The organism is Lacihabitans sp. CS3-21, assembly GCF_024343675.1.
Classification (GTDB): Bacteria; Bacteroidota; Bacteroidia; order Cytophagales; family Spirosomataceae; genus Leadbetterella.
On the sequence record NZ_RJUD01000017.1, the window covers coordinates 29753 to 54666 of the forward strand.

Genomic DNA, 24914 nt, shown 5'->3' on the forward strand with positions numbered 1-24914 from the left:
AAGTTAATTAAAAAACCACAGGATTTAGTTCAGTATTTATAATTTCTCCAACTTTGGCCCCAGGACACCAAACTTCCCAATCTTTCTTTTGATTTTCATTTTCAGGTTCTTTCAAAATCATGTTTTTGTCCATATAAATTACCGTCATTACCTTACGCATTTGATCTGTTTGGTTGGCTCCCGCACGGTGAAAAACCCATCCTGAGTGAAAACTTACTTCGCCTAAGTCAAATGGCTCAATAACATGTTTGAAATCAGTAACTCTTAACTTTTGAGCAATCATGTTTTCACTATCATCGCTGATAGCCAATTCTCGGCCTTCCACTATTGCATGACTGCCCGCACTAAACTCTAGCGGCCCCATTTCTAAAGGTATTTCTTGTAAAGGAATCCATGCAGTTATTGTTTTGTCTGATTCTAAAGGCCAATAATATTGGTCGGCATGCCATGGGGTGATGCCACCACCGCCCTCTTTGAAAAGTGCCTGGTCATGATAAATTCTTGCTCCTTCTGCTTGCATCAGTTCAGCGGCTATTTGACCCAAACGTCGACTCATCACAAATTCTTTGATGGTCTTATCTTCACGCCAAAGATTGAAAATCTGTAAAAAAGCTTTTCCATATGTATCTCGGGCATCAAGGGGTTTTTCCTGATTGTTGAGTTCGTTTACTTTTTCTGAGATTTTTTCACCATAATACGCAAGTGTTTCGGCATCAAATACATTTTTTAGTTTGAGATATCTGTTTTTTTGATAGAAGTCAATTTGTTCTTGGGAGAGTTCGTAGGTTTGGTCGAGTTTCATAAAAGGTTTAAATTTTGATGATGCAAGTTGTAGAGAATTTAGAAAAATATATTTGACAAAATTTTCAAAGTATTGTCTAATATTATCATTATTGTCATTTAATATTGATATTTTTGGTAAAAAAAGACAAGTGAAAGCTGTTCTTGAGAAATTAAACCAAGATATTACAAGCTCGTTTCTATTTCGAAAATTTGAGCTTTCTGCTTTTGACGCTCCTTTTCATTTTCACCCCGAATTTGAACTTACACATATAAAAAAAGGGGAAGGCCAACGGTATGTAGGCACTCAAGTTGAAGATTTTGAGGCGGACGATTTGGTTTTTCTAGGTTCAAATCTGCCCCATTGCTGGATCTCGAAGCCAGTCCCAGAAAACCAAACGGTTGAAGCAACTGTTGTTCAATTCAAACGAGATTTTTTAGGTGAGGGCTTTTTGGAATTGCCTGAAATGCAAAAAATAAAAGATCTTTTTACCTATTCTAATGCTGGTTTAAAGATTTCAGGTAAGGGGAAAATAGAAATATTAACTGAAATGGAGCTTTTGGAAGAAAAGGATGAATACCCAAAGCTATTATCTCTAATGAAAATTTTGGGAATTTTAGCAAGTTCAAACGAATTAGTGCCTATTGATCGTTCTTTTTCAAGTTTAAAACATTCTAATAATGAAACTATTAGATTTCAGCGAGTTTTTGCATATTTAATTGAACATTATCGAGAAGAAATTACGCTTAAGAAAATAGCAGAAGTTGCCCACCTTTCACCCACTTCTTTTTGCAGATATTTTAAAACCATTACCGGCAAAACTTTTCTAGAGATTATTAACGAATACAGAATACAATATGCTTGTCAACTTCTGAAAAAAAATGAATTATCGGTCAGCCAAATAGCTTTTGAAAGCGGCTTTAATGATGTGCCGTATTTCAATAAACTGTTTAAAAAAATGAAAGGAGTGAGTCCGTTGGGGTATTAACTACTGCCAAAAAACAATATCCCATTTTGTAATCCATGCTTTATCATATGTCTCATAAGCATCTATTTCATCACCTTTTCCATTTACTCTGGGATCATTGGTTTTTTTCATCCAAGTTTCCAGCTTGGTTTTTAAGGAATATTTGGTGGTTTTATAACCTGGATTAGTGGCTAAATTTATCAAATTGTATGGGTCTTTTTTAACATCATATAATTCTTCAGCTGGTCTTTTCTCAAAACCCATTTTAAAATATTTGGTCACATTTTTGTCTGCTTTATGATCCATCATGTAGGCTTTGGTACGGCCTCCATCCACATCACCATATTCAGAAGGCGTTCCCGCAATTGTCTCATCACCTGCAGGATTTCTATCCGGTCTGAGATTCTGAATATAAAGGAAATCTTTGGTCCGGAGGGCTCTCATGGGATATCCAGGATAAGAATTTCCCTTCTGGGCCCTTGCCATACAGTGTCTTTCTCTTTCCAAATAAACCTCATTTCTATGATTTGTTTTTTTGCCTTTCAATATCGGCAAGAGGCTAATTCCATCTATTTTATGATTGAAAGGAATAGATGCGAAATCCATAAAACTTGGAAATAGATCAATGAGATTAACGAAGGCATCGTTGTGGATATTTTTCTTGAATTCTCTGGGATAACTAATTAATAATGGAACTCTTGTGCCATAATCATAAAGGTTGGCTTTGGCATGCGGAAAAGGCATTCCATTGTCACCAGTGACTACAATTATTGTATTTTCGAAAATACCTTTGGCTTTTAGCTTGGCTATTAATTCCCCAATTTCCTTATCCATTCTTTGAATTTCAGCAAAATAGTCCGCAACGTCACCTCTAATTTCGGGGGTATCGGGAAGGAATTTCGGTAAATTTATTTTTGAAGAGTCGATTCCAGAAGCTGTTCCGAATCCTATTTCATAAGGTCTATGTGGGTCATTTGTCCCCCACCAAAAACAAAAAGGTTTGTCTGTGCCGATACTATCTATAAATCTGTTGAATTCTTGTTTTGGTCCAGCTGGGTTTTCTTTATAACCTAATAAATCGAGTCTAGCCGGAGCCCATCCTTTTTTATCATGGGCTACTGCATATCCATTTTTTCTAAGTTCCTTTGTATAAGTTATTTCGTTAGGATCTAGTTTTCCCACCAGATTTACGCCTTCTTTTAGGTTATGTGAATATTTCCCTGTCAAAATAGAGCCTCTCGATGGTGTGCAGGAAGGATTTGCACAAAAAGCATTGTCGAATACAACTCCGTTTTTGGCAAGGGCATCTAAGTTTGGTGTTTTGAGGTCTTTGTTTCCATAAAATCCGGCAAAAGGATAACTCCAGTCGTCAGCTAAAATGAAAAGGATATTTGGTTTTTTGTTTATCGTAATGGAGGAAAAATTCAATATTGAAAAGAGAATTATTGACAATAGGGCGAATATTTTTTTCATTATTAGTTTTAAATCTAAAATGTAATATTAACAATTTCATGATATTCTTCTCTATGCTTAAGTGAATATCGGTTTTAGTTTTATGTATATTTAAAACAAATTTAAGTAAATAGAAATTTTGTTTTTAGAATTTTCATGTATTTTGTCAGATTACAATCAATCGTATAAAAATGGACTCTCGTAGAGATTTTATAAAGAAAGCTTCGATGTTGGCCGCCGGAATGGCTTTGCCAAGTTCTATCCTAAGGGCCATGGCCATCAATCCAGCTGAAGGAAGTACATTTTGGGATGCTGAACATGTGGTGATTTTGATGCAAGAAAATCGATCTTTTGATCATAGTTATGGCATGCTAAAAGGCGTAAGAGGTTTTAATGACCCACGGGCAATTAGGTTGCCAAACAATAACAAAGTCTTTTTACAAACCAATCCTAAAGGAGAAACTTTTGCACCTTTTCGGTTAGATTTAAAAGAAACCAACGCTACTTGGATGAGTTCTCTGCCACATTCTTGGGAGAATCAGGTAGATGCCAGAAATGACGGAAAATACGACCAGTGGCTACAAGCAAAACCCTCAGGCCATGAAGAATACAAAGAAATGCCTTTGACATTGGGGTATTATGACCGTGAAGATATTCCATTTTATTATGCTCTGGCGGATGCATTTACGGTTTGTGATCAGAATTTTTGTTCTTCGCTGACTGGCACTACACCCAATAGATTATACATGTGGTCGGGTACAATAAGAGAAAAGGCCAGTTTTGAATCAAAGGCCAATGTAAAAAATGAGGATATTGATTATGGACGTTGGGCGTATTGGAAGTCTTTTCCTGAACGCCTGGAGGAAGCGGGTATTTCCTGGAGAATATACCAAAATGAAATCAGTTTGAGGTCGGGTTTGGAAGGAGAAAGCGATGCTTGGTTGTCGAATTTTACCGATAATTCCATTGAATGGTTTGACCAATACAAAGTGAAGTTTGCTCCTGAGTATCATGCCTATTTGCATAAAGAGAAGGACGTAATTCCGGTGAGAATTGAAGAGTTAAAGGCCAAAATTTCATCACTTTCAGGTCAGGAACTAGAAAAAGCAAAACGTGAATTGTCCAATCTACAATCCTTTTTGGAGATTTTGAAAGTAGATATAAAGGAATACACGCCTGAGAATTTTGAAAAACTGAGTTCTTTTCAGAAGAATCTGCATAAAAAAGCTTTTACGAATAATAGGGCAGACGCAGATTACAGAGAACTTGTAGCGATAGAATATGACGATAATGGCATAAAAAGGAGTTTGGAAGTACCCAAAGGGGATGTTTTGTATCAGTTCAGAAAAGATGTAAGTGAAGATAAACTCCCTGCGGTTTCGTGGTTGGTGGCACCTGAAAACTTCTCAGATCATCCAGGAGCACCTTGGTATGGAGCTTGGTATGTGTCTGAGGTAATGGAGATTCTAACCAAAAATCCTGAGATATGGAAGAAGACGATTTTCATTCTCGCTTATGACGAAAACGATGGGTATTTTGATCACGTTCCGCCGTTTGTGCCACCACATCATTTAAAACCAAATACTGGAAAAGTATCCTCAGGAATAGACACTTCGGTAGAACACGTAAATATTGAACATGAAAAACTACGCAAATATAAAAATCCAGAAAAGGACGCCCGTGAAAGTCCCATAGGTTTGGGATTCAGAGTGCCTTTAGTTATTGCTTCGCCATGGAGTAGGGGTGGACAAGTTTGTTCTGAAATTTTTGATCATACCTCTATGTTGCAGTTTTTGGAAAAATTTGTCTCTAAAAAATTCAACAAAAATGTAAAAGAAGAAAATATAAGCGATTGGAGAAGAGCAGTTTGTGGGGATTTAACTTCTGTTTTTAAACCCTATAATGGTGAGAAAATAGAGACTTTGGAGTATGTCAAAAAAGAGCCTTTTTTAGAAGCCATTCATGCGGCCAAGTTTAAAAAATTGCCAAATAATTATAAAGCCCTGATGCCAGAGGAGGTGATTGAAGCCAATAAATTTCCTGAGAAATCGGCCTGGATGCCCAAACAAGAAAAAGGAATAAAGCGAGCATGTGCTTTGCCGTACGAACTTTATGTGGAGGGGAAAGAAAGAGATGATAAGTTTGATATAATTTTCAAAGTGGGCAAACAGATGTTTGGAGAGGAAGCTGTTGGCTGTCCATTTGTGGTGTATTACAGAGAAAATGGTGAGGTGAAAACTAGGAATTATGCATTGAAAGCGGGTGATACCATAACCGATACTTGGATGCTCGATAGCGAAAAATTTAAGTTTGAGGTTTATGGACCAAACGGTTTTTACAGGGCTTTTAAAATTAATGTGGAAACCAATGGCTTTGAATCGAAACTTTGGTATCAAGAAAACAAGGATAGGAAGTTTAATGGTAATGTAGACCTACAAATTAAAAATATCAGTGGGAAAGCCATTCAGGTTGAAGTGGTTGATTTGGCCTATAAAACTGGAATAAAGACCATTACGCTTTCAAAAAACGAATACAAAAAGGTTTCGCTGGATTTGACCCAAAGCCATTCATGGTATGATTTTTTGGTCAGAACCAAAGGTAGCAAAGAGGCAGGTTGGTATTATGCAGGCCATGTAGAAACTGGAAAAGAGAGCTTTACTGATCCACAAATGGGTGGATTGGTGTAAAATTTAATATTTTTGAGATAAATATAAAATTATGAAAATTCAATATTTGGGCCACTCGTGTTTTATTGTAGAATTTGGCGACAAACGCCTCATTTTCGATCCCTTTATTTCAGGAAATCCAATTGCCGGAAATATCGCTTTAACCGATATTCAGGTAGATTATGTTCTACTCACGCACGGCCATGGTGACCATGTCGCTGATGCTGAGACTATTGCCAAACAATGTAACGCTCCGATAATCTCTAATTATGAAATAGCGGAATGGTATCAAAATAAAGGATTAGCCGCCCACGGAATGAACATTGGAGGTAAGTTTACTTTTGATTTTGGAACTGTTAAACTCGTAACGGCTATTCATTCAAGTGTGTTGCCTGATGGCACTTATGGCGGCAATCCATTCGGTTTTGTAATTTGGAATGATAAAAACTGTTTTTATCATGCAGGAGATACAGCACTGACATTAGACATGCAGTTAATTCCTAAAATTTGTCCACCCTTAGATTTCGCTATTCTCCCTGTTGGTGATTATTTCACGATGGGTTATGATGATGCAATAATTGCAGCTGATTTCATAGCATGTTCTAAGATTTTTGGATGTCATTTTGATTCTTTTCCACCTATCAAAATAGATCATCATCTGGCCAAAACTGCATTTGCTGAAGCAAATAAGGAGCTAGTTTTGTTAGAAGTAGGGCAAATTATGATGGTTTGATTTTACCAAAACAAAAAAGCCACCCCAAAAGAGGTGGCTTTCATAATAAAATATCTAATTTCTATCACTTCGGATCCAAAGACATGTCTATTCTGGCAATCAAATCTTGTAAATGATATTTACTCAACTTGTCCGTCATTCTGGTAGAAGCTGCTTTCATTTCGTTTTTCAAGTCGATCAATTGTCCTCTAGCTATGGATGGAAGGTCTGTTTGAGCTAGGTTTACCATTCTGGTATTGAAACCGTAAGTTACTCCAACTGGTATTGCTCTCACCATGGTATTTCCTGGTTTCAATAGTGCAGTTATCTTATCCACGAACACCTTTTGGATGTTTCTTCTGTAAATATCGATGCTTGTTTTGGTTTTTAGTTCAGAGAAAATGCCACTTCTAATGTCGGTCATCATTTCGTCTAAAGTATAATTTCCAGGACCTGCGGCACCACTTTCCATTAATCTAACGGCACGGTCACCCATCAAAAGGCTCGAAAGTGTTGCATCTTGCATGGCTTTTATGGCTTCCACACCGTTTTCAGGCTTAATTTTCGACAAAATATTTTGGTCCATCATCCAAAGTGGCGTGGTAAACAATTGCGTGTTCAAGAATGCCACAGCGTCTTTTTGGATAGCTCTCGGTACTATTTCAAACTGGTTGCCTTCCATGTCGTAGGTTTTTGGTGTGTCATAGATTCCACCAACGTTTTTGGTTACATGGCCCATGTACCTTCTAAACTGTCCCACCAAGTTCATGTACATTTCCTCCAATTCTTGGTAACTTTCACCGTTTTCTTTGCTGTACTCCATCAAGTTTGGTAAAATACGCTTCAGGTTTTTGATACCATATTCAGACGCTCGCATGGCATTGTCACCGATATCCTCTGTCTGATAGCGAGGGTCATAAGGACTAATTTCTGTTCCAAACCAGAGGCGACGGTTTTTGTAAGCCTCTTTGGTCATATCATTCAATATTTTCTTTTCGGCATCTTCGTCTTTGGCATCTGCAAAATAGCTATAACCCCATTTGATTGCCCATTTGTCGTAGTCACCAATACGAGGGAAGAAATGCTTTACGCCGTCTTCTGGCTGAGCTACGTAGTTAAATCTCGCATAGTCCATTATAGAAGATGTATGACCGCTTTTCTCTTGGAAAGCCGGATCTCTGAGTTTTTCTACTGGCGTAGCTGATGAAGCTCCCATATTATGACGAAGCCCCAAAGTATGACCTACTTCGTGAGAAGATACAAAACGAATCAATTCGCCCATCAAGTGATCATCAAATTTTTTCATTCTGGCAGCTGGATCAGCGGCAGCAGTTTGTATCAGATACCAGTTTCTCAAAAGACTCATGATGTTGTGGTACCAACCAATATGACTTTCCAATATCTCGCCAGAGCGTGGATCATGTACATTTGGTCCGTAAGCATTCTGAATATCTGCTGCAAAGTATCTAACCACCGAGAAACGAGCGTCTTCTAAGCTCATTGTAGTATCGTTTTCTGGCCAATATTCACCTCTAATGGCGTTTTTCCATCCAGCTGCTTCATAGGCTGGTTGCCAGTCGTCAATACCCGCTTTTATGTATTTTCTCCATTTTTCTGGTGTAGCTGGGTCTATAAAGTACACAATTGGTTTTTTAGGCTCAATTAGCTCACCTCTTTTTTGTTTTTCGGCATCTTCTTTAGACTTTGGCTCCAATTTCCATCTTACAGCAAACACATCTTCGTCTGCCTTTTGTGATTCTTCCTCAAAAACTCCGAAACTGTTAGCAAAATAACCCACTCGAGCGTCAAAAATCCTTTTTCGCATCGGTACTTTAGGAAGCAAAATCATGGAAGTGTTGAATTCCATAGTTACCACACCAGCATCTAAGGCCGCTGGAAGATTTACTCCTATTTGTGGCATAGGCGTGAGTGAAATACGAGGAGGTGTAGTAGAGAAAGTCTTTACTGTTCTGATTTCAGTATTTATTGGATAAGACTTAATTTTTTGTATATACGATCTGTCCTTTTGGAAAGCAACGATATTCAAAATTTGTTTGTCAATAGATCCCAATGAGAATGTTTGAATGTCAGAATCGAAAGTACTGGTCACATCTATTACGTAACCCATTGCAACTTTTCCAGTAGAATCCTTCTTGATGGCTTTAATTTCAAAATTACCGATAATAGGGTCTGCACTAGAGTTTTTTACAGCTTGAGCCATAGGTTTTGAGCTATCTGGCGACATAATAACTTTGGTAATTGATCTCAAAAGCAAATTGTTGTTTATGCCTTTTTCCCATTTTACCACTTGGCGATTCACTTCTTCACCACCAAATATTCCACCACCAGCAGGCGTTTTAGAGAATCGAGTGATAGACATAATTTCTCTTTCAAGTAGCGAATCTGGAATTTCAAAAAGGTACTTGTCATCCATTTTATGCACCGTCATCATGCCTTTCTGAGTAACCGCTGTGCTGTCTACAACTTCTTTGTAAGGTTTTGGGCCTTTTTTGGGAGTTTCAGGTTTTTTAGGAGCTTCAGGTTTTTTAGGAACCTCGGCCACTACGGGTTTTGCTTCTTCAGCTTTCTTTTTCTTTTGAGCATTGGCTCCAAAACCTATGCTCACTATTAGAGCCACAAGCAATGTAAAGACCTTTTTTGTCATAATTTTAGAGTTTGTTTTAATAATTAATAGTTTGTAAAATTTGTAAGTTGTTGCAAGGAATTATACCAAAGGTAAAAAAATATTGTAATTACTGAATTGAAAAATGGTATTGTTGGACGAAAAGCTTGATTGAATGGTTGAGAATGTTTAAAACAACGACTTTTGTTTTGGATGAATTACTACATAAAGTGACGATAGATTTTATTTTCACTAGCCTCGTTGTACTTTTGATAGATTATTGAAAAGATTCATTTTAATGCCCGATTATAAGAATATCAAACATTTTGAAGGCCTCAATGCACTTCGGTTTTTTGCGGCCTTTTTGGTGGTAATCCACCATGCAGAGGCCGTCAGAAAGAAAAATGGACTTTTTAATCTAGATTGGCTGAGTTTTTTCAAAAACGGAGGAAATGCAGTGACCTTTTTCTTTGTTCTGAGTGGCTTCTTGATTACTTATCTTTTATTAAAAGAAGATAACCAAACTGGTGAAACTAGCATAAAGACCTTCTATCTTAAACGTACTTTGCGAATCTGGCCTTTGTATTTTTTGATGTTTTTTGTTGGAGCTTTAGTTTTACCAATTGCATTTAAGTTTCTTCATATTGGCTATGAAATGCCCTATACTTTCTCTCAGGTTTGGTATTATTTTGTTTTCTTTTTTCCTGGCTTAGTCACTTTCTATTTTGGACATCATATACTAGAACCACTTTGGTCAATCGGTGTGGAGGAGGTATTTTACTTGATTTGGGCACCACTGTTCAAAATTTTCAAAAAGTACATTTTACAATTGCTATTGGGAGTCATCCTGACGAAAATGGTCATTGATTTAGTTTCGATTTATATCTACAAGGATGAGCTTTTTAGATATATCTCCAGCATTCTGAGCTTTGACGCCATGGCTGTTGGCGGTTTAGGGGCTTATCTTGTTTTTAACAGAAAAAAAGACTTTACAAATCTTTTTATATATAAACCACTCATTCAAATCCTAATTTATACCTTATTAGCAGTCTTTTTGATTTATAATATCAACTTTCAAAATCAACTCTGGAAAACCTTTTTCAGTAGGCCAGTTTTTTCTAAACTTTTTCTTGATTTCCTTTTCCTATATATAATCATCGGAGTTTCACTTATTCCCCAAAATTTGTTTAAAATCAAAAGCAAGTTTTTATCCTATTTAGGAGAAATCTCTTACGGAATTTACATGTACCACATGTTTGTTATTTATGCTATTGTATTGGTTCTAAAACCATTTTTGAGTCTAATGGCTCCGCTGTTCTCTACTGTTGTCTTTTATTCCATCTTGTTTTTATTGGTGTTTTTGGTTTCTTATTTATCGAAAAAATACTTTGAAGATTATTTTTTGAAGATAAAGGCAAGACTGGAAAAGCGTTAGAACGTTTCGATATATAATTAATCATTCCTTTTTTTGAAGGGTTGCAGTTTTCCATTCAACGATAAAAACAACTCATTTATCGGTAAAAGTTTGAACACTCACCGAATTCCTGTTTTCTTTGGGTAATGAACCCTGTAATTTTGAAGCATTAAAACAAACAAATTATGAACAACAATAACAAAAATGCTGTATTCTTCTGGTCAATTTTGTTGGTATCGATTGGAGGACTTTTTCTATTCAGAAATTTCGGAATGCTGAATTTTAATTTCCCAGTAAAAATCTTTAGCTGGAGGCTCGTTCCGCTTATCATTGGCATCAATGCTTTCTTGAAAGGCAAAAACATGGAAGGTATAATTGCTACTACCATCGCTGTGGTGTTTTTTATTCCTGATTTTTTGACTTCTGCCGAACGTCAAACTTATTACAAGCTTTGGCCGCTTCTGTTAGTTGGTTTGGGAGGTCTAATACTTTACAAATATTTCAATCCTAAGTTTGACATGCCCAAGCGACAATTGAAGGCAGACGGAACTGATTTTGAATATTTAAATGAATCAAATATTATGGCTGGAACTAACAAAAAGGTGTTTTCAAAAAACTTTGAAGGTGGACAAGTAAATTGTGTAATGGGTGGGGCACAAATAGACCTTACTGAGGCAGATCTGGCTGCTAAATCAGGCTTGAATATCTTTATTTTAATGGGAGGATTGGAACTCAGAGTACCAAAAGAATGGAATGTAATGATTGACGTATTGCCAATAATGGGTGGCGTGGAAGACCAAATCACGAAGTTTCCGGAGTCTGTTGTAAATAAGGAAAAGAAATTTTACCTATCAGGTAATGTCGTGATGGGTGGAGTGGAAATAAAAAGATATTAAGTTTTTTAATAGATTAAACGTCAATATTTTAAAATAAACCTTAAATATATTTTCAATCATGGATAGTAAAAAAACTTTCATAAAATACTTTGTCATAGTGTTAGTAATAATTGGAGGATTGGGTGTTCTTGGAAAACTTCAAGACAGAGTGACCAAAGAGGAGACTACAGAAGGAGGCAAAAGCAGAAATAATTTTTTTGAAGTTAACAACCTCATGGGTGGCACAAAAGAAGAATACAATTTTGCCCAACTGAAAGGTGGAATAATTAATTGTGTGATGGGTGGAACCGAAATAGATTTGACCAATGCCTCATTAGAAAAAGGAGCTTCTATTGATGTGTTTCTCATGATGGGAGGGGCAAAAATAAAAGTGCCAAAAGACTGGAATGTGGTTTTAGAAACTGACAATATTATGGGAGACTCTAAAGATAGAAACGCCGAAGACGAAGATGTAGTCGAAGACAGTTCTAAAACCCTTAAAATCAGAGGGACTGTTTTGATGGGAGGTTTGGAAATCAAGAGATACTAATACCGTTTCAAAATGAAAAATCCAATACTGAGTGGTAGAAAAAGGTTGGTAAGATATTTTACTATTTGGATAACTTTGGGCATACTTTTCTTTTTTGTGATGTCATATTTTGTGCCAGTTGAGAGGGATTTCCTTGCAGTGGACATCATCATGCAGAATTTTATCATGGCGTGTTTGATGATAGGTATGTGGTATCCCATCAATTTTATGTCGTGGGAAAGTCAAAAGCTTTCCTACCTCATTTTCAATCACCTACTCATGTTTTTGCTTTTCGCTTTTTCATGGGTTTCTCTTACTCATCTTGTTCTTAGACTAATTTTTCCTGGACAACAAATCATCGATTACATTTCGGGCTCTGTGGCATTCAAAATTCCATTTTGCTTTTTTGCCTATATCGTATTTGTTATTTCTATTTATTTGCTAAAATATTATAACTCATACATAGAAAAAAAAGAAATAGAAAGTCGCTTGAGTGAGTCTATTCAAGAAGCTGAGCTTACTTTGTTGCGAAACCAAATGAATCCGCATTTTATTTTCAACAGCTTGAATAGCATCAGCTCGCTCACCATCATTGACCCTGAAAAGGCCCATGATATGGTGATAAAACTTTCGGATTTTTTGAGATATACTGTTGGTTATGGGCAAATGCAAAAAGTGCCTTTAAAGAAAGAATTGGAAATGTGTGAGGCCTATCTGGATATAGAAAAAATTCGTTTTGGTGAAAAAATAAATGTAGAAATGCAGGTGGCTGTGGAAGCCTTGGAAGTAGATGTGCCCAGTATGCTTTTGCAAACGCTTTTTGAAAACGCCATCAAACATGGTATATACAATTCACTCAATCCAGAAAGAATTCTTTTTAAAGCTAGAATTGAAGAAAATAGGTTAGAGCTTATCATGGAGAATACTTTTGACAAAGAAGGTAGTAAAAAAGTAGGCACCAAAACAGGCCTAAAAAACATAAAGGAAAGGCTAAGATTAATGTATAAAAATTTGGCTATTTTCGAAAATCAAGTAATAGATAACAAATTTGTGGTTTGGATAAATATTCCTATAAACACATGAAAATCAAAACATTATTAATAGACGACGAAGCCTTGGCACGTACATTGGTTCAAAATTTCATTAAAGTTGACCCTGATTTTGAAGTAGTTGGTGAAGCCGGAGATGGCTTTGAAGCCATGAAAAAAATCACTGAATTGCAGCCAGATCTAATATTTTTGGACATTCAAATGCCTAAGCTGACGGGTTTGGAATTGCTCGAACTTCTGCCTAACCCTCCTATAGTGGTTTTTTCTACGGCTTATGATCAATACGCCATCGAAGCTTTTGAAAAAAATGCTGTAGATTATCTGTTAAAGCCTTTTTCAAGAGATAGATTTCAGAAGGCTTTACAAAAAGTTAAAGAAAAAATTGAGGCCAAAATAGATACAAAGGAAGAGATCAAAAATCTTTTGGCCACACCGCCGCATCCCGACAAAGCCTTGGACAGAATCGTGATAAAGGATGGAGCAAAAATAGAAATGATTGCTTTTCAAGATATTACGCACCTCGAAACCTACGGTGACTATGTCTGGATCTACACTGAAAAAGCCAAGTTTTTAAAGCAAAAAACCATGAAAGAATTTGAAGAACTGCTCCCAAGTTCATTTTTAAGGGTTCACCGATCGTTTTTGGTCAATGTGTCATTTATCCAAAAGCTCGAACTGTATGAAAAGAATTCTTACCAACTACTATTAAAAAATGGAGCAAGAGTAAGTGTAAGCAAAAGCGGTTATAAAGAATTGAAAGACACATTGGGCTGGTAATTTTGTATGGAATCGTAAAGGCAGCAAAACGATAAATTTGACAGAAAACCTCTCTGTGGAACTTCTATACTCGAATTATAATAAAACTCAGTGTGAAGTTGTGGTAAAAAATATTACTATGCCCTCTATGTAACTATGTGTTTAAAAAAAATCACCCCAAAACCTCCACCGCACCTAAAACGTTTTCAGACAGATTTTTAAGCCATTTGAGCTGTTCTATGATTACTTTGGCTTCTTGCAGTTTGCTCCGCATTTCGGTGGACATGGTCAGTATGCCTGATTCTATTTCTAGGTTGCGTTTTAAGTTAAGTTCAGCATATTTTTTGTCCAGAACCTCAAATGCCTCGAAACACTTGTCTGGGTTTTTTGCCGCACTTTTTCCTTTCAGGATAGCTATCGCATTTTGCAGATTTACACATATATAATCCATGATAGTCTCAAAACTTTCTGACGTGTTGGTGGTTTTATGGCTTTGAATATAAGCTGAATAAGCCGCTATTCCCGAAAGAAAACTGTGATTTAACAAAACAGCTGCATAGATATTGCTTACCTGGTTTTTCTTCGATTTCGGTTCTTCTTGCAGCCTCTGAAAAGCCCCATTTAAGTTGCCGTTTTTGATAAAAGCATCCTTACGAATCAATCGGTAAGCCGTGTCAGCTTCTTGCTTGGTTCGGTAGAGATTATTAACTGCCTTTAGGTAGTTGAGGTTGGCTATCAAGGCTTTTTTTATGGCATCTTTGATATTTTCTTTTTCCCAAACTGGCCAAATAAAATACATGGCAAACAGTGAAATTAACACCCCAATAAAAGTATAAAGTCCTCTATTTAGGATGATTTCTATGGAATCGTTTTCGTTTAAAACATATAAAAGCAATATGCTGATGGTTATTCCTGCTGATGCTATTTTGTAGTTTTTGTTTATATATGAAAAGCCAACCAATAAGGAAATAGCAGCCGTAGTGCCATAAACTATGGTGTTGTTGAATAAATATACCAAAGCAAGTGTGAAAATCATCCCCAAAATGGTACCTGCCATTCGGCTTTTCGCTCGACTTTTTGTGAGTCCATAGTTGGGTCTAAGAATCACCATAGTGGTCACAATTATCCAGTTGGCATAGTCGGGATTAAGAGCATGACCGATTAAAAAACTCAATAAAAACGCAGTTGTTAATCTGATAGAATGCCTAAAAATAACTGACTCGGTATTGAGATTTATCTTTATGGTATTCCAAGAATAGTTTTGGGTAGTAATAAACTGGCTGTTTCTACGAGGTACCAATTGAGACTCTTGCAGCAGGTTGTTGTAAATATTGTCTATTAGTTTTAGCTTTTCGAGTTCTCGCTGTTCATGATCAAGAAGATTTCGCATCATTAAGGCTCCCTCACGTGCCCTTGGGAGTTTTACGGCATCTACATAAACTTTAATGCTTTTTTCGGCCTCGCTCAAAGCTTCATCTAGACTTGAATCTAAACTGAAACTAGCGTTAGACCTAAGAGCTTCACTGAGTTTCATAAGGTGTTCTGAAACCAATTCCGAAGTTTTTTGATAGGGTAGGAGTAAGTTGGTAAACTTGCCAAGTTCTTCTTCAAATGCTTCAAAATCGGGATTCCAAGCAATCGCCATTTCGTACAAATCTATCATTTCGATGAATAGCAGATAGAGTTTTCGATTTTCAGAGGAAGATATGAGCGTGGATTTTTCGCTCATCAGCATACTTCTGAGCAGCTCATGATTTTCGTTGATGGCACTTTGGGTTTTTAACAGCCTGTACTGTAAGTCTGGTGTATTGGTAGTGGCATTCCATTTGATGTCATCGCTCATTTTTAGGTAGTTAGCTGTCAACTCCATGCATTCCGCCAATAACAACTGAATATGTCTTTTTTGAAAAATGAACTGACTCAAAGCTGAAACAAGGATACAAACTATTCCACCTAAACTTACTAATTTCAATATTTCTAATGCTGGTAGCGAGTATTTGTGTAGCATGAAGCCCATTACAACAGCAAAGAGACCAGCAAAGCCAATCATAGAGCCACGAAAACCGAAAACAGAAAGCATAGAGGAAGCAAAAATCAGTAAAGCTAAGGTCGGAATACGAATGTAATCGGGAAAATTGACGGAGAAAAAGAATCCCGTAAGTACAAATAAGCCCATAGAAAGGCTATAAAACATACCAATAATTCGGTTTCTGTTGGTCCCTTCAATATTGGAAAAATAGGCAAACATAACCCCCACCACGATTGCCATACCTGCTGGATAATTATCAGTAGAAAAACCCCAATAAATAGGTAATACCAACAATATACTTACGATGCTAGCTCTAAAAAAATCGAACGAATTGATATGTTTGTTAAGCTTTTTTGACAATTCTCTGTATTGTTTTTCTCAAAAATAAAACATAAAGAAACATTTTATTACTTTTTTGGGAAAAGGCTTGGTAAACTTTCAATTTGGTGAGAAATATTATATAAATACATGAAAAAATGTTTCTATTTTGTGCATTAATATTTAAAGCATGATAAACCGATCGAACAAAGATTATTGGCTGGTTGGCATACAATTCTTGTTGTTTTTGATTTTCTTGATCCCTTCTAAATTTCATTTCTTTGTTGCCGATTATTTGCGATTTCCTAGTTTATTATTATCGATTATCGGTTTTTTGATTGTTTTAGTTGCCTTGTTCAACCTCGACAAAAGCTTGACGGCATTTCCAACACCCAAAAACAATTCTGAATTGATTACTTCAGGTCTTTACAAGTATGTACGACATCCTATTTACACTGGCATTTTGCTAACTGTTTTTGGTTACAGCATTTACTCTGCATCCATTCCCAGGCTGATTATTTCTTTATTGCTCTTGATTTTGTTTTATTTCAAAACCCAGTATGAAGCGTATAAACTCTCTCAAAAATATCCCGATTACTCCGCTTACAAAGCCAGAACTGGTAGATTTATTCCAAACCTCTAAGGATCCATTTTCACAACTATTTTACCCAAATGTTTGCCTTCGCCAAAATATTGAATTAGTCGTGGGATTTCCTCAAATCTATATGGGCCATCTATTTGGATTTTAATCTTCTTTTCTTCAATTAAACCCATAACCTCAGTCAGGCCATGGTTAGGTTTTAGTGCCAACACTTCCATTTTTTTACTGGAAAAAAGTGAGATTATTTTTCCCAAAAAATAAACCCCCAAAAGTCCTTGTATTTTTCCACCAATGGTAATGTATTTCCCACCAGAACTTAAAGATTTAAGATATGAATAGGCAGGTTTGTTCGTTCTACAATCCAATATGATATCATATTTTTCGCCGTTTCGGGTAAAGTTTTCTTTCTTGTAGTCTATTAATCTATCATAGCCGAGATGGTTTAAAACCTCAATTTTCTCAGCCGAATCTACGCCAGAGGTTTGACAATTAAACCTTTTTGCCAACTGAAAAGCGAAATAACCTACTCCACCTCCTGCACCGTTGATGAGGATTTTTTGTCTATAATTTAGACCACCTATTTGTGAAAAAGCTTGCAAAGCCAAACCAGCAGCGTGGGGAATTGAGGCTGCTTCTTCCATGCTCATATTGTCAGGTTTTTTAAGAAGAGCTTTTTCGTTTATACAACAGAATTCAGCAAAACTACCTAAACCATAATCTGAAATATCTCCAAAAACCGCTTCTCCTTCCTTAAATAGTTTTACTTGGGAGCCTATTTTAACAATAATACCAGCTAACTCAATGCCTGGGGTAGATTTTTTTGGTTTCCAAAAACCAAACATCAATCTATACAAATATGGTTGACCGTTCACCAAGCTCCAGTCATAATCGTTGATTGTAGTTGCATACACTTTAACCAAAACTTCGTTCGGTTTGGGTTCAGGTGTGTTTAGCTCTACTACCTCAAGGACTTTTTCTGGATTTCCATATTTTTGATACGAAAGGGCTCGCATATTTTCAAATTTATATATCTCAAAGCTATATATTTATTTATTTTATATGATAGGATTTTTGATAGATGATCAGTTAGGTGTTTCAGTGGTTTCTAGCAACGCTAAACATGCTCCTGCAGGGTCTTGTATAACTGCAAACATGTCGGTGCCCATTTTTCTTGGTCCATCCAAAGTTTTTCCACCAAGTTTTTGACAATTTTCTAAACTTTCTCTTAGGTTTTTAACAATCACATAATTGAGCCATTGAGCGGGGATGTTGGCATTCGATCCTTTTTTGTGGCAAATACCTGCAATACATTCATCACCTGGCTCTAGGGCATTGTGAACGTTGTAGTCTACATAATCAGCCACAGGTTGTTCACTAAAAGTCCAGCCAATTACTGAGCCATAAAAATCTTTAATTTCTTCGGCATTTTCTACCGTTAAATCTGTCCAAAGTATTTTTCCTTTTGCTTGCATTAGGTTGATTTTTTTGAATTTATTTTGGAATTTGAATTTATAAGTTAAACTTGATAAAGCTATTTTTTTTTGATAAAATTTAGATTAATTTATTAGAAAGTACCTAAATTAAGATATTTTTTTATATGAAAATATTGTCATATATTTGAATTAATTATTATGAACAACTGTTAAGTGAATATGGTAGAAATAATAGATTTAGAAAAATTCGAAAAAGCTGCTTTTATTCTTAAAACAGTGGCTCATCCTATGCGTTTGGCTATTGTAGAGTTGCTGACTCAGAATGAAACCCTTTCGGTAAACGAAATTTGTGAGAAAATAAATGGTGAACAATCATTGGTGTCTCACCATTTAATCAACATGAAGCTTAAAGGGATATTACAATCTAGCAGAGAAGGGCAGTTTATTCATTATTCTTTGAAACTTAAAGAAATTAACATTCTGCTAGATTGCGTTCAGAATTGCACTTGCCATTTCTAGTTTTTTTTACTTGCTATATGATAAAAACAACATATATTCATAAGTCTATAGTTTTAGTAGATTAAATATTCGAAATTTTGATTGGTTCAATGGAGATAATAGGGTTTTTTGGGGCACTTTTAATGGGGATTTCTCTCGGCTTAATTGGCGGTGGAGGGTCTATTCTTACAGTGCCTATTTTGGTATATTTATTTCATATTGACCCTGTTTTGGCTACTGCTTACTCTCTTTTTATCGTTGGTTTTACTAGTTTATTAGGTTCTACAAGCCACATAAACCAAGGAAATATTCATTGGCGAACTGCTTTGGTTTTTGGCATACCTTCCATCATTAGTGTTTACATTACCAGACAGTTTTTAGTGCCCATTATTCCCCATGATATTTTCAGTCTGGGTGATTATTTGGTTACCAAGCCCGTTCTCATGTTATTGGTTTTTGCAGTTTTGATGGTAATTGCCTCCTATTCCATGATTAAACCTGGTAGAAATCAAGTAGATGGAGTCTTAAAAGAGGTAGATTATAGATATTTGTTGATTTTGCTGGAAGGATTGGGAGTAGGTATGATTACGGGTTTTGTAGGAGCAGGAGGAGGTTTTTTGATTATACCCGCGTTGGTACTATTAGCCAAGCTACCCATGAAAAAAGCTGTAGGTACTTCTTTGGTCATTATCGGTCTAAAATCCCTCATTGGCTTCATGGGCGATGTCAATGGGAGCTCTGTTATTGATTGGAAGTTTTTAATGATTTTTACCTCCATAGCGGCAGTTGGGATTTTCTTGGGAAGTCATCTGTCTAAAAAAGTAAAAGACGAAAAACTTAAGCCCATTTTTGGATACTTTGTATTGATAATGGGTATTTATATCCTCATAAAAGAACTGATTTTTAAATAATTATTTTTGGATTGGAATTGATTTTAATAATATAAAATTATGTTGATAGAGCAAATTTATACGGGATGTTTGGCTCAGGGAGCTTATTACATTGAATCTGACGGAGAATGTGCGATTATTGATCCGCTCCGCGAGGTAAATCAATACATAGAAAAAGCAGCTGAAAATGGTGCTAAAATCAAGTATATTCTTGAGACACATTTTCATGCTGACTTTGTAAGTGGTCACTTAGAACTTTCTAAAAAAACCGGAGCAAGCATCGTTTTTGGACCTACAGCCAAGCCAGATTTTGAAGCTTTAATTGCTACTGATGGGCAAATTTTGGAAGTTGGAAAGCTCAAAATAAAAGTTCTTCATACACCTGGTCATACCATGGAATCTTCTACTTATTTGCTTTTAGATGAGAATGGTAAAGAATATTGTATATTTTCAGGGGATACCTTGTTTATTGGAGACGTTGGTCGTCCAGACTTGGCCCAAAAATCCGATTTGACCATTCATGATTTGGCCGGTTTCCTTTTTGATTCATTGAGGAACAAAATCATGACTTTACCAGATACACTTTTGGTTTATCCTGCACATGGTGCGGGTTCGGCTTGCGGTAAAAACATGAGCAAAGAAACCTATGACACATTAGGCAACCAAAAGATGTATAATTATGCCCTTAGAGCCAACATGACGCGTGAGGAGTTTATAAAAGAAGTTACGGATGGCTTAGAATTGGTACCTCCACCGTATTATTTTCCAAAAAACGTAATGATGAATAAAACGGGAGCCCAAAACGTAGACGTCGTGAAATCGCAAGTTCAGGCTCTTTCGCCAGCTGCATTCGAGGCCGCTGCAAATGAAACAGGTGCTATCATGATCGATACAAGGCCACAACATATCTTTAAAGAAGCATTTATTCCAAACGCTATTTTTATTGGCATTAAAGGTGACTTTGCACCTTGGGTGGGTACCCTTTTGACAGATATTGAACAACCCATCTTGATTATTGCTGACGAAGAAAATCGTGAAGAGGTGATTACGAGGTTGTCGAGGGTAGGTTATGACAATATCATTGGATATTTAGATGGTGGCATGGAGGCTTGGATAAAAGCGGGTAAAGAAACTGATAACATTGAATCCATCACTGCCATGGATTTTGCTGAAAAATTTAAGGAAACGGAAGGTAAAATACTTGTAAAAGACGTTAGAAAACCAACCGAATATTCTGCTGAACACGTAGATGAAGCCATGAATATTCCTTTGGCAAATCTAAGTAAAAACATGGCGGAATTCTCAAAAACGGAGACGAACTACCTACATTGTGCTGGTGGCTATAGGTCTATGATAGCTGCTTCCATTTTGAAATCTCGTGGATTTGATAATTTGATTGATATCACTGGCGGTTTTGCAGCAATATCTGCTACGGATATTCCAAAAAGTGATTTTGTGTGCCAATCAAAAATGAAATAAGCATATATTTAAGGGTTAAATAGTAAGTCGATAATTGGGGTGCAGGTTTTGTACCCCAAATTATTTTTCTAAATTTAATGCTGTATTTTTTCATTTGAATCCCATCAAAGTGTTTGTTTTGAATTTTAAACAGCTATGAAGTGTTATTTTTATTAATTAAACCAAAAAAATAAAAACATGTTAGAATTTATAAAACAGCCGTGGCACTGGTCAGTTGCAGGTGTTTTCATCGGTCTTACAGTCCCCGTTCTCTTAATTATTGGTAACAAAAACTTTGGAATTTCCTCTTCACTTAGGCACATCTGTGCGGCTTGCATTCCGGCCAATATTCCATTTTTTAAGTATAATTGGAGAAATGAAATCTGGAATCTATTCTTTGTTTTTGGTGTATTGTTTGGCGGATTTTTAGGAACATTTGGATTGGCAAATGAAGCAGATATCCAAGTAGCTCAAAGTACAATTGACGACTTAAGGGTCTTTGGCGTAAGTGATTTTAAAAACCTGATGCCTACGGATATTTTTAATTTTGACAATTTATTTACACTTAAGGGCTTGTTTTTCTTTATTATAGGTGGTTTTTTGGTTGGTTTTGGAACGCGTTACGCAGGAGGCTGCACCTCAGGACATTCCATAATGGGTCTAGCTAGTTTGCAATGGCCCTCTTTGGTGGCAACCATATTTTTTATGTTGGGAGGATTTGCCATGACACACCTCGGCCTACCTATTATTTTTAACTTAATCAACAAATAAGCGATGAAAGAGGATATAAACCCAGGGTGTGATGCACCCAACGAACTCATTCAAAAAGAGAGTTTTTTGTATAATATCAAATACCTGATAGTGGGTACACTTTTCGGTATTGTGTTTGTAAAAGCCGAAATTATATCTTGGTTTAGAATCCAAGAAATGTTTAGAATTCAGAGTTTTCATATGTATGGGGTCATTGGAACCGCCGTAGTGGTGGGTATGATATCCTTGTTTGTTATCAAAAAACTGAATATTAAAACCTTGAATGGCGAAGAAATAGTGATTGCAAAAAAGCCGTTTTCCAAAGGATTAATATACGGAGGATTTATGTTTGGCTTGGGTTGGGCCATTACAGGAGCTTGTCCTGGGCCGCTATTTGCTCAAATTGGCTCTGGATATTTGGTGGTGATTGTTACTTTTCTAAGTGCCATTTTTGGTACATGGACATACGGTTTGATACAAAAACACCTTCCTCATTGAAATTGTGAATATTAAACCGATAAAATTCAACGTACTCCGCTATATATTAGTAGCTTCGGCTATGTTGGCTTTTATACTTGTTTTTTTGTTAATTACAGATTTACCAAGGCTCTTTAACACTAAAAATCCAGTAGAGGAAATGCAAAGGGATTCGGTCGTTTACCAAAAACCATTGTGGCAAGCCATGAGCATGGACGCTTTGGTACACGAAAAAGACCCTGAACTCATCAAATATGGCAAAGAACTTATTGCTAATACTTCTCTTTATCTAGGTCCAAAAGGGAAAGTTAGGTCGATTTCAAATGGGATGAACTGTCAAAATTGCCATTTAGATGCTGGAACTAGGCCTTGGGGGAATAATTACGGGGCGGTTTTGTCGACTTACCCAAAGTTTAGAGGCAGGAGCGGAACAATTGAAAATATTCATAAACGTATAAACGATTGTTTTGAGAGAAGTTTAAATGGAAAAGGTCTAGATTCGAATAGCAGAGAAATGTTGGCCATGAAAAGCTACATTGAGTTTGTTGGTCAGTTTGTTCCCAAAGATTCCATTCCTGTTGGTAGTGGAATTTGGAAACTCAAAAATCTCAAACGAGCCGCAGATCCCATAAATGGACAGGTAGCCTATGAGCAAAAATGCGTTACATGTCACGGACAAAATGGGGAAGGAGTGATGAATGCCGATGGTACTGCTTATACTTACCCGCCGCTTTGGGGAGTGCATTCTTATAACGTTGGAGCTGGCCTGTATCGTTTGTCAAGATTTGCGGGCTATATCAAAGCCAACATGCCTTATGGTGCCACCTACGACAAGCCTCAGTTGACTGATGAGGAAAGTTGGGATATTGCGGCTTATGTAAATTCTAGGCCTCGACCCCATAAAGATTTAAGTAAAGATTGGCCAAAAATATCGGCAAAACCAGCAGACCATCCCTTTGGACCATACGATGACGGTTTTTCTGAGCAGCAACATAAGTTTGGGCCATTCAAACCCATAGAAGATTTTAAAAAAGCCAAAAACAAAAAATAGATTCTAAATACATTTTAAAATATTCATCATGAAAAAAATATTCTTCTTCTTCCTTATTGCAACGTCTTCGGTTTTTGCTCAAAAAATTGATGACGGCAGCAAACACAAAACTGTTTTTCAATTCGTTTCTGGAGATACTTTATCGCAAAAGTCTTTGATTAATAACTTGAAAAATTTCAAAGAAGGCTGGCCTAAGTCGCAAGCGGAAGTTGTTTTTCATGGAAATGGCATATTTATGGTCATGACTGAGAAAACTACTTTTGCTAAAGAACTTCAAAATTTTGTCGAAAAAGATGGTATCAAAATGGTAGTTTGCGAAAACACCATGAAACAAAAGAAAATCAAGAAAGAACAGCTTTTACCCTTTATGAAAACGGTGCCTATGGGTATTGGCGAAATAGTGATTAAGCAAGAGCAAGGGTGGAGCTATATTAAAGCTGGTTTGTAAGATTTTGATATAAAATAAAGTACTCTCCTAAATGTAGGTTTCTTTATTAAGGGTAATCATCTGTTTAAGTGGTATTATTTTTGATGTAAATCATGTAAAATTTAATTTTACTGAATGAAATCCCTCAATAATTTACTATTTGTACTTTTTCTTTTTTTGTCATTCCAAACTTTAGCACAATCGGAACATATTTACTCGGCCGAAGGGAAAATTATGTTGAATTCAAGCCTATACTTCGAAAATTGTATAAATTTATACCTAATCGATGGAAAAAAACGTGATGCAACAGCAATTTGTAGGTGTCAAATAGAAACCATTAATGGAAGGTTTACAAATAAGCAATATAAGAATTATACAAAAGGTCGTATGATTGATCTTGATGGACTGATGCAAAGCGACCCATCAGTCATGTTAAAGCTAAGTCAATGTATAACTTCAATAGGAAAATCGGCATTAATTAAAGTTGAAAATGATATTAGTGGTTACATTAATGAATGCAAGTCAAATTTAAGGTCTTATGCCGATAGTGTGGGATTAGCAGAAAAGAACTTGGAGGATTATTGTAAATGCAGAGCCTCTTTAATCGCTGATAATAACTACTCTGATAAAACTTTAGAGAAACTCTCAAATTCTAATTCACACCTTTATTATTATTTTGAAAGTGAATGTGGGGATTTTTTGGAAAAGGAAACAAAACATGTTCCGAATCTTCATGAAATTGAAGGTCCTGCCTTTGATACCTTATCATTTTATAATATTAGAGGGATGTCTTATCTAAATGTAAAATTATCGGTGTTTGATGACCTATTTTGGATGCTGGACACTGGAGCCTCTGATTTACTAATAAACCTAGAAATGGAGGAAACATTGACGGAAAATAATGTTTTAAATACTCAAAATTTCCGCGGTGTAAGAGACTATGAACTGGCTAATGGTTCAATAGAAAGATGTAGAACATATTTGGTGGATGATGTAAAAATTGGAGACTACAATTTAAAAAATGTGAGTGTATCGGTTACAGATAAAGGGAAAAAAATATTGATTGGTAGAAGTTTATTAAACAAGTTTGGAACCGTAACATTGGATAACAATTTAAACAAAATTTACCTTTCCAAATTTAACAGTCGGCAATAAAAC

General features: G+C 36.1%; 23 protein-coding genes. 17 read left to right on the forward strand and 6 right to left on the reverse strand.

Annotated features, from left to right (window positions below; translation table 11 throughout):
- Nucleotides 1–7: 7 nt before the first annotated feature.
- The gene (locus tag EGI24_RS11265; RefSeq protein WP_255048503.1) at nucleotides 8–802 is read right to left on the reverse strand and encodes a phytanoyl-CoA dioxygenase family protein; all 795 of its coding nucleotides are present in this window, start codon (nucleotides 800–802) and stop codon (nucleotides 8–10) included.
- Between the two features lie 130 nt (nucleotides 803–932).
- Between EGI24_RS11265 and EGI24_RS21885 the strand changes: the two genes are divergently transcribed.
- Entirely contained in the window at nucleotides 933–1769 is an 837-nt protein-coding gene (locus tag EGI24_RS21885) for an AraC family transcriptional regulator (RefSeq protein ID WP_255048504.1), read from the forward strand.
- Here the strand turns inward: EGI24_RS21885 and EGI24_RS11275 are convergent, their stop codons facing one another.
- Nucleotides 1770–3221, reverse strand: a complete 1452-nt coding sequence (locus EGI24_RS11275) for a sulfatase (RefSeq protein ID WP_255048505.1) — start codon at nucleotides 3219–3221, stop codon at nucleotides 1770–1772.
- Nucleotides 3222–3391: 170 nt separating this feature from the next.
- On the opposite strand from EGI24_RS11275, the gene EGI24_RS11280 reads away from it, so the two are divergent.
- Nucleotides 3392–5887 carry a phosphocholine-specific phospholipase C gene (locus EGI24_RS11280; RefSeq protein WP_255048506.1) on the forward strand — a complete coding sequence of 832 codons (2496 nt, stop codon included), beginning with the start codon at nucleotides 3392–3394 and terminating at the stop codon, nucleotides 5885–5887.
- Nucleotides 5888–5918: 31 nt separating this feature from the next.
- On the forward strand, nucleotides 5919–6599 hold the full coding sequence (locus EGI24_RS11285; RefSeq protein ID WP_255048507.1) for a metal-dependent hydrolase: 681 nt from the start codon (nucleotides 5919–5921) through the stop codon (nucleotides 6597–6599).
- A gap of 64 nt (nucleotides 6600–6663) precedes the next feature.
- On the opposite strand, the gene EGI24_RS11290 is transcribed toward EGI24_RS11285, so the two are convergent.
- Entirely contained in the window at nucleotides 6664–9243 is a 2580-nt protein-coding gene (locus EGI24_RS11290; RefSeq protein WP_255048508.1) for a zinc-dependent metalloprotease, read from the reverse strand.
- A 256-nt stretch (nucleotides 9244–9499) separates the two neighbouring features.
- On the opposite strand from EGI24_RS11290, the gene EGI24_RS11295 reads away from it, so the two are divergent.
- The 5 genes from EGI24_RS11295 (at nucleotide 9500) to EGI24_RS11315 (ending at nucleotide 13845) form a co-directional block, all read left to right on the forward strand.
- Nucleotides 9500–10636 (forward strand): acyltransferase, encoded by a 1137-nt coding sequence (locus tag EGI24_RS11295; protein WP_255048509.1) that lies wholly within the window; start codon nucleotides 9500–9502, stop codon nucleotides 10634–10636.
- A 164-nt stretch (nucleotides 10637–10800) separates the two neighbouring features.
- Nucleotides 10801–11511, forward strand: coding sequence for a cell wall-active antibiotics response protein (locus EGI24_RS11300; RefSeq protein WP_255048510.1), 711 nt, complete (start codon nucleotides 10801–10803; stop codon nucleotides 11509–11511).
- 58 nt (nucleotides 11512–11569) lie between these two features.
- A complete protein-coding gene (locus tag EGI24_RS11305; protein ID WP_255048511.1) occupies nucleotides 11570–12040 on the forward strand; it encodes a LiaF domain-containing protein in 471 nt (156 codons plus the stop codon).
- A gap of 12 nt (nucleotides 12041–12052) precedes the next feature.
- Nucleotides 12053–13102 carry a sensor histidine kinase gene (locus EGI24_RS11310; RefSeq protein WP_255048512.1) on the forward strand — a complete coding sequence of 350 codons (1050 nt, stop codon included), beginning with the start codon at nucleotides 12053–12055 and terminating at the stop codon, nucleotides 13100–13102.
- Nucleotides 13099–13845, forward strand: a complete 747-nt coding sequence (locus tag EGI24_RS11315) for a LytTR family DNA-binding domain-containing protein (RefSeq protein WP_255048513.1) — start codon at nucleotides 13099–13101, stop codon at nucleotides 13843–13845. Before EGI24_RS11310 ends, EGI24_RS11315 begins: the two co-directional genes overlap by 4 nt.
- A 151-nt stretch (nucleotides 13846–13996) precedes the next feature.
- Here the strand turns inward: EGI24_RS11315 and EGI24_RS11320 are convergent, their stop codons facing one another.
- A complete protein-coding gene (locus EGI24_RS11320; protein ID WP_255048514.1) occupies nucleotides 13997–16213 on the reverse strand; it encodes an FUSC family membrane protein in 2217 nt (738 codons plus the stop codon).
- A gap of 148 nt (nucleotides 16214–16361) precedes the next feature.
- Here EGI24_RS11320 and EGI24_RS11325 point away from each other — a divergent pair, with 148 nt between their 5' ends.
- Nucleotides 16362–16814: an isoprenylcysteine carboxylmethyltransferase family protein gene (locus tag EGI24_RS11325; protein WP_255048516.1), complete on the forward strand. Its 453-nt coding sequence runs from the start codon at nucleotides 16362–16364 to the stop codon at nucleotides 16812–16814.
- On the opposite strand, the gene EGI24_RS11330 is transcribed toward EGI24_RS11325, so the two are convergent.
- Both EGI24_RS11330 and EGI24_RS11335 read right to left on the reverse strand, forming a co-directional pair.
- Entirely contained in the window at nucleotides 16811–17785 is a 975-nt protein-coding gene (locus EGI24_RS11330) for an NAD(P)-dependent alcohol dehydrogenase (RefSeq protein ID WP_255048518.1), read from the reverse strand. The two genes, EGI24_RS11325 and EGI24_RS11330, sit on opposite strands and share 4 nt — an antisense overlap.
- A gap of 69 nt (nucleotides 17786–17854) precedes the next feature.
- Nucleotides 17855–18244, reverse strand: a complete 390-nt coding sequence (locus EGI24_RS11335; protein WP_255048519.1) for a VOC family protein — start codon at nucleotides 18242–18244, stop codon at nucleotides 17855–17857.
- A gap of 180 nt (nucleotides 18245–18424) precedes the next feature.
- Here EGI24_RS11335 and EGI24_RS11340 point away from each other — a divergent pair, with 180 nt between their 5' ends.
- The 8 genes from EGI24_RS11340 to EGI24_RS11375 all read left to right on the forward strand — a co-directional run bounded on the left by EGI24_RS11340 (nucleotide 18425) and on the right by EGI24_RS11375 (nucleotide 24911).
- A complete protein-coding gene (locus EGI24_RS11340; RefSeq protein ID WP_255048520.1) occupies nucleotides 18425–18724 on the forward strand; it encodes a helix-turn-helix transcriptional regulator in 300 nt (99 codons plus the stop codon).
- Between the two features lie 89 nt (nucleotides 18725–18813).
- Entirely contained in the window at nucleotides 18814–19614 is an 801-nt protein-coding gene (locus tag EGI24_RS11345; protein ID WP_255048521.1) for a sulfite exporter TauE/SafE family protein, read from the forward strand.
- Between the two features lie 39 nt (nucleotides 19615–19653).
- Nucleotides 19654–21072 (forward strand): rhodanese-like domain-containing protein, encoded by a 1419-nt coding sequence (locus EGI24_RS11350; RefSeq protein ID WP_255048522.1) that lies wholly within the window; start codon nucleotides 19654–19656, stop codon nucleotides 21070–21072.
- 177 nt (nucleotides 21073–21249) lie between these two features.
- The gene (locus EGI24_RS11355; RefSeq protein WP_255048523.1) at nucleotides 21250–21822 is read left to right on the forward strand and encodes a YeeE/YedE family protein; all 573 of its coding nucleotides are present in this window, start codon (nucleotides 21250–21252) and stop codon (nucleotides 21820–21822) included.
- Nucleotides 21823–21825: 3 nt separating this feature from the next.
- Nucleotides 21826–22299 carry a DUF6691 family protein gene (locus EGI24_RS11360; RefSeq protein WP_255048524.1) on the forward strand — a complete coding sequence of 158 codons (474 nt, stop codon included), beginning with the start codon at nucleotides 21826–21828 and terminating at the stop codon, nucleotides 22297–22299.
- Nucleotide 22300: 1 nt separating this feature from the next.
- Nucleotides 22301–23329, forward strand: coding sequence for a c-type cytochrome (locus EGI24_RS11365; RefSeq protein ID WP_409035476.1), 1029 nt, complete (start codon nucleotides 22301–22303; stop codon nucleotides 23327–23329).
- 28 nt (nucleotides 23330–23357) lie between these two features.
- A complete protein-coding gene (locus EGI24_RS11370; RefSeq protein ID WP_255048526.1) occupies nucleotides 23358–23777 on the forward strand; it encodes a DsrE family protein in 420 nt (139 codons plus the stop codon).
- Between the two features lie 114 nt (nucleotides 23778–23891).
- Nucleotides 23892–24911, forward strand: a complete 1020-nt coding sequence (locus EGI24_RS11375; protein WP_255048527.1) for a retroviral-like aspartic protease family protein — start codon at nucleotides 23892–23894, stop codon at nucleotides 24909–24911.
- The last annotated feature ends 3 nt before the right edge of the window (nucleotides 24912–24914 follow it).

What these genes read in the sequence shown, in the direction of transcription:
- EGI24_RS11265 (WP_255048503.1), bottom strand. Translation starts at nt 802, where the DNA reads ATGAAACTCGACCAAACCTACGAACTCTCCCAAGAACAAATTGACTTC.
- EGI24_RS11275 (WP_255048505.1), bottom strand. Translation starts at nt 3,221, where the DNA reads ATGAAAAAAATATTCGCCCTATTGTCAATAATTCTCTTTTCAATATTG.
- EGI24_RS11280 (WP_255048506.1), top strand. Translation starts at nt 3,392, where the DNA reads ATGGACTCTCGTAGAGATTTTATAAAGAAAGCTTCGATGTTGGCCGCC.
- EGI24_RS11285 (WP_255048507.1), top strand. Translation starts at nt 5,919, where the DNA reads ATGAAAATTCAATATTTGGGCCACTCGTGTTTTATTGTAGAATTTGGC.
- EGI24_RS11290 (WP_255048508.1), bottom strand. Translation starts at nt 9,243, where the DNA reads ATGACAAAAAAGGTCTTTACATTGCTTGTGGCTCTAATAGTGAGCATA.
- EGI24_RS11295 (WP_255048509.1), top strand. Translation starts at nt 9,500, where the DNA reads ATGCCCGATTATAAGAATATCAAACATTTTGAAGGCCTCAATGCACTT.
- EGI24_RS11300 (WP_255048510.1), top strand. Translation starts at nt 10,801, where the DNA reads ATGAACAACAATAACAAAAATGCTGTATTCTTCTGGTCAATTTTGTTG.
- EGI24_RS11305 (WP_255048511.1), top strand. Translation starts at nt 11,570, where the DNA reads ATGGATAGTAAAAAAACTTTCATAAAATACTTTGTCATAGTGTTAGTA.
- EGI24_RS11310 (WP_255048512.1), top strand. Translation starts at nt 12,053, where the DNA reads ATGAAAAATCCAATACTGAGTGGTAGAAAAAGGTTGGTAAGATATTTT.
- EGI24_RS11315 (WP_255048513.1), top strand. Translation starts at nt 13,099, where the DNA reads ATGAAAATCAAAACATTATTAATAGACGACGAAGCCTTGGCACGTACA.
- EGI24_RS11325 (WP_255048516.1), top strand. Translation starts at nt 16,362, where the DNA reads ATGATAAACCGATCGAACAAAGATTATTGGCTGGTTGGCATACAATTC.
- EGI24_RS11330 (WP_255048518.1), bottom strand. Translation starts at nt 17,785, where the DNA reads ATGCGAGCCCTTTCGTATCAAAAATATGGAAATCCAGAAAAAGTCCTT.
- EGI24_RS11335 (WP_255048519.1), bottom strand. Translation starts at nt 18,244, where the DNA reads ATGCAAGCAAAAGGAAAAATACTTTGGACAGATTTAACGGTAGAAAAT.
- EGI24_RS11340 (WP_255048520.1), top strand. Translation starts at nt 18,425, where the DNA reads ATGGTAGAAATAATAGATTTAGAAAAATTCGAAAAAGCTGCTTTTATT.
- EGI24_RS11345 (WP_255048521.1), top strand. Translation starts at nt 18,814, where the DNA reads ATGGAGATAATAGGGTTTTTTGGGGCACTTTTAATGGGGATTTCTCTC.
- EGI24_RS11350 (WP_255048522.1), top strand. Translation starts at nt 19,654, where the DNA reads ATGTTGATAGAGCAAATTTATACGGGATGTTTGGCTCAGGGAGCTTAT.
- EGI24_RS11355 (WP_255048523.1), top strand. Translation starts at nt 21,250, where the DNA reads ATGTTAGAATTTATAAAACAGCCGTGGCACTGGTCAGTTGCAGGTGTT.
- EGI24_RS11360 (WP_255048524.1), top strand. Translation starts at nt 21,826, where the DNA reads ATGAAAGAGGATATAAACCCAGGGTGTGATGCACCCAACGAACTCATT.
- EGI24_RS11370 (WP_255048526.1), top strand. Translation starts at nt 23,358, where the DNA reads ATGAAAAAAATATTCTTCTTCTTCCTTATTGCAACGTCTTCGGTTTTT.
- EGI24_RS11375 (WP_255048527.1), top strand. Translation starts at nt 23,892, where the DNA reads ATGAAATCCCTCAATAATTTACTATTTGTACTTTTTCTTTTTTTGTCA.